This is a genomic window from Rhodococcus marinonascens NBRC 14363, from assembly GCF_001894885.1.
Classification (GTDB): domain Bacteria; phylum Actinomycetota; class Actinomycetes; order Mycobacteriales; family Mycobacteriaceae; genus Rhodococcus_F; species Rhodococcus_F marinonascens.
Genome location: NZ_BCXB01000080.1, coordinates 1 through 5,095 on the forward strand (window position 1 = coordinate 1; position 5,095 = coordinate 5,095).

At 67.2% G+C, this 5,095-nt stretch carries 1 protein-coding gene; it reads left to right on the forward strand.

Annotated features, from left to right (window positions below):
- Positions 1 to 5,095, forward strand: a 5,095-nt coding sequence (locus RM2_RS22560; RefSeq protein WP_139277909.1) for a non-ribosomal peptide synthetase, incomplete at both ends; no start/stop codon positions are given.

Genomic DNA, 5,095 nt, shown 5'->3' on the forward strand with positions numbered 1-5,095 from the left:
TCCATTACGAGACGGTGGCGGGTGATGTGGTGGTGCCGATCGGGGCGCCGGTGTGGAACACCCGAACATTTGTGCTCGATGCGCGGTTGCGCCCGGTGCCGGTGGGGGTGGCGGGGGAGTTGTATTTGGCGGGTGTGCAAGTGGCCCGCGGCTATCAGGGTCGGGCGGATCTGACGGCGGACCGGTTCGTCGCGAATCCCTTCGCGGGCACTGCGGCGGGGGAGGACGCCGGTTCACGGTTGTACCGGACCGGGGACTTGGTCCGCTGGCTGCCGTCCGGGCAACTCGAGTATTTGGGGCGCACCGATTTCCAGGTGAAACTCCGTGGTCTGCGGATCGAGTTGGGGGAGATCGAGGCGGTACTGCTGCGGCATCCGCAGGTCGCGCAGGCGGTGGTGGTGGTCCGCAGTGACGGGTCGACCGGCGAGTACCTCGCCGGTTATTTGGTAGCGGCGGCCGGGGTGGTGCTGGTCGAGCGGGATGTTCTCGATGTTGTTGCGGCGGAACTTCCCGGATATATGGTGCCGTCGGCTCTGGTGGTGTTGGCGGAGTTGCCGTTGAGTGTGAGCGGCAAACTCGACCGGAGGGTGTTGCCGATCCCGGAGTTCGCGGGTTCGGCGGAGTTCGTTGCGCCCGGCACCCCCACCGAGTACCTGATCGCCGAGATCGTCGGGGAGGTCCTCGGTGCCGGGCGGGTCGGTGTGTCGGACAACTTCTTCGACCTGGGCGGCAATTCGCTGGTTGCCACCAGGCTGGTTGCCCGGATCAATGCCGAGTCCGGTGCCGAGTTGAGTATGCGGGAGTTGTTCGAGTCGCCGACGGTCGGTGCACTCGCTGCCGCGGTCGACCGGCGGAGCGGGAAGGGTCCGCGCCCGGTGTTGGCGGCGGGGGTCCGACCGGAGCGGGTTCCATTGTCGCCGGCGCAGTCACGGATGTGGTTTTTGAACCGGTTCGATCCGGCTTCCGGCGCCTACAATGTGGCGGCGGTGCTCCGGTTGTCGGGCGCCCTCGACGTCGGCGCGCTCCGCCATGCCGTCGCGGACATTGTGGGCCGGCACGAATCGTTGCGCACGAAATATCCGGATTCTCCGGAGGGCCCATATCAGGTGATTGTGCCGGCCGGGGAGGCGTCGGCCGGTGGTGAACTGATCGACGTGGTGTCCGAGGCTGTTTCGGATGCCGAACTCGGTGCACGGATTCGGGTGGCGGTGACGCACGGGTTCGATGTGACCACGCAGATCCCGATCGCGTTGACTCTGATGCGGTGTGCGGACGCCGACGAGCATGTGTTGGTGATGGTGGTGCACCACATCAGTATCGACGGTTGGTCGATCCAGATCCTTGCACGGGATTTGGTGCAGGCGTATTCGGCGCGGGTTACCGGGCAGGCGCCGGGATGGGCTGTGTTGCCGGTGCAGTACGCGGATTACGCCTTGTGGAAGCGGGCACTGCTCGGGACGGTAGACGACCCCGATTCGGTGTCGGCAGGTCAACTCGGTTACTGGAGTGAGGTGTTGGCGGGGGTCCCGGAGGTTCTGGACCTGCCTGCCGATCATCGGCGGCCGGGAGTGCCCAGTTACCGCGGTGGCAGTGTCGACTTCGTGATCGACCTGCAGGTGTATGCGGCGGTCGCGGTCTTGGCCCGGGCGGCGAATGCGACACCGTTCATGGTGTTGCACGCCGCACTGGTGGTGCTCCTGGCCCGGTTGAGCGGCGGCGACGACATCGCGGTCGGCACCCCGGTGGCGGGCCGGGGTGAGGAGGCGCTCGACGACGTGGTCGGCATGTTCGTCAACACATTGGTGTTGCGGACTCAGGTGGATCCGGCGTTGTCCTTCGAGGGACTGCTCGCACGGGTGCGGGTCACCGATCTGTCCGCGTATGCGCACACCGATGTGCCGTTCGAGGACATCGTGGACGCCATCAGTCCGGCTCGGTCGACCGCCCATCATCCGCTCTTCCAGACCGTGTTGACGCTCGAGGACACCCGGCAGCACACCATTGCGCTGCCCGGTCTGCACATCGCCGAGGAACAGGTCGATGTGCAGGTCGCGAAGTTCGACCTGCAGTGGGTGGTGTCGGACCGGTTCGACGAGCACGGCGCCCCGTCGGGTGCGCAGGTGAACCTGACGTATGCCCAGGATTTGTTCGAGCACGTCAGTGCGGTGTCGTTGACCGAGCGGTTCCTACGGATTCTGCGGGCCGCAGTGACCTCCCCGGCCACCCCGGTGGGGGATCTGGAGATCCTCGCCGCGGGTGAGCGGGCGGATCTGCTGAGTGCCCCCGAATCGGTGACCGCCCGGACCCTGCCCGAGTTGCTGGCCGAGGCGGCGGTGGAACCGGACACGACGGCGCTAATGCTGGTCGATGCCGATGGGACGGTGCGCACCGAGCTCGCCTATGGGGAACTCGATCGGCGTTCGAACAGTCTTGCCCGTCTACTCATTTCTCGGGGTGTCGGCCCGGAATCGTTCGTCGCGGTCATGGTGCAGCGTTCGGTGGAGTCGGTACTCGCGGTGTGGGCGGTCGCGAAGGCGGGGGCGGCGTTCGTGCCGGTGGATCCGACGTATCCGCCGGAGCGGGTCGAGCATATGCTCACCGATTCCGGGGTGGTACTCGCGATCACCGCGACCACGGACCGCGGCACACTGCCGGATGCCGTCGAGGTCGTCGAGGTCGGCGTGGACGTGTCCGTGTACTCGGCTGCGCCGGTCACCGATGCGGATCGGCTGTCACCGCTGTGGCCGGAGCATCCCGCCTACATGATCTACACGTCCGGTTCGACCGGAACCCCGAAGGGTGTGGTGGTGGCGCACACGGGTCTCGCGGCGTTCGTGGCCGAACAGCAGCGGCATTACCGTGTCCGCCCCGGTGATCGCGCCCTGCATTTCGCTTCCCCGAGTTTCGATGCCTCGATCCTGGAACTGTTGATGGCGGTCGGTGGGGCGGCGACGATGGTGATTGTCCCGGTCGACGTGTATGGCGGGGAGGAACTGGCCCGGATTCTGCGGGTGGCTGAGCTCACGCACGTGTTCCTCACCCCCGGTGCCCTGGCCACGCTGGACCCGGCAGGTCTCGACCACATCGGTGTCGTGGTGGTCGGCGGTGAGGCGTGCGAGGCGTCCCTGGTGCGCCGGTGGGCGCCGGGGCGGCGGATGTTCAACGCGTACGGGCCGACCGAGTCCACGATCATGGCGACCCATCACGGGCCGATGACCGCCGGCGGACAGGTGTTGATCGGGGCACCGGTGCTGGGTACCGAGGCTGTGGTCCTCGATGGGCGTCTGCATCCGGTGCCGGTCGGGGTGGCGGGGGAGTTGTATGTGCGTGGTCAGGGTGTGGCCCGCGGCTACCATCGCAGGGCCGCGCTGACGGCGGACCGGTTCGTCGCCGACCCTCACGGGGATGGTGGAACCCGGTTGTATCGCACCGGTGATCTGGTGCGCCGGACTGCCTCGCATGCGTTCGAATACTTGGGGCGCACCGATTTTCAGGTGAAGGTGCGCGGTCACCGCATCGAGGTGGCCGAGGTCGATGCGGCACTGGCCTCGCATGAGAGTGTGGAGATGGCGGTGACGGTGCAGCATGAGGACACCGGCACGATCGTCTCGTACGTGCTCGCCTCCCCCGGGCACACGATCGACACCGCGGTGCTGACCGTGCACTCGGGTCGAGTGTTGCCCGAATATATGGTTCCGTCGGCGATCACCGTGTTGGAGGTGTTGCCGCTGACTCCCGCCGGGAAGGTCGATGTGCGGGCACTGCCCGCACCGGTGTTCACTGTCCGCGCGTTCGTGGCACCGCGATCGGAGTCGGAATCGCTGGTGGCGGAGGTGTTCGCGGGTGTGCTCGGCCTCGATGAGGTCGGCGCGGAGGATGATTTCTTCGGCCTGGGTGGTAACTCGTTGACCGCGACGAGGGTGATGGCCCGCCTCAACACGATCTCGGGGACCGCGCTGGGTGTGCGGGTGTTGTTCGAGGCGTCGTCGGTGGAGGCGCTGGCTGTGCGGGTGGGGGCTGCCGAGCGTGGTTCGGAGCGTCCGGTGTTGGTGGCGGGTGTGCGGCCCGACCGGGTGCCGTTGTCGTTGGCGCAGCAGCGGATGTGGTTCTTGAACCAGTTCGATCCGGGGTCGGCGGCATACAATATTCCGTTGGCGATCCGGTTGACGGGTGTGTTGGATGTGGCGGCGTTGCAGGCGGCGGTGGCCGATGTGCTGGCCCGTCATGAGGCGTTGCGGACGGTGTTCCCGGATTCGGAGCAGGGTCCGTCGCAAGTGATCGTGCCGGCGTCGGGGGTGCCGGTGGATCTGACACCGGTGCCGGTCGCGGATGAGGACGAGTTGCGGGTCCGTGCGGCGGCGTTGCTGACCCGGGGTTTCGATGTGGCCGCCCAGGTGCCGGTACGCGGTGCCCTGTTCCGGGTGTCGGAGTCCGAGCATGTGCTGGCGATGGCCGTGCACCATATTTGTGCGGACGGGTTCTCGACGGCGCCGATGGCGCGGGACATCGTGGTGGCGTATGCGGCACGGTGCGCGGGGCACGAGCCGGGGTGGGCGCCGTTGCCGGTGCAGTACCCGGATTACACGCTGTGGCAGCAGGAGGTGCTGGGTTCGGAGGATGACCCGGGATCGGTGCTCTCGCAGCAGATCGGCTACTGGTCGGGTGCGTTGGCGGGTGTGCCGGATGTGTTGGCGTTGCCGACCGATCGACCGCGCCCGGTGGTGCGCTCGGGTGTCGGTGGCAGGGTCGAGTTCTCGGTGCCGGCGCCGACGGTGGCGCGGTTGCAGTCGTGGGCGCACGAGCGGGGTGTGACGCCGTTCATGGTGGTGCATGCTGCGTTGTCGGTGGTGTTGGCGAAGTTGTCCGGTACCACCGATATTGCGGTGGGGTCGCCGATCGCCGGGCGCGGCGAGGCTGCGCTCGATGATCTGGTGGGGATGTTCGTGAACACGTTGGTGTTGCGGGCCGAGTGCGACCCGAATTTGTCGTTCACCGAGTTGGTGGATCGGGTGCGGGAGACCGATCTCGAGGCGTTCGCTGCGGCGGATGTGCCGTTCGAGCGGTTGGTGGAGAAGCTGAACCCGACACGGTCGCT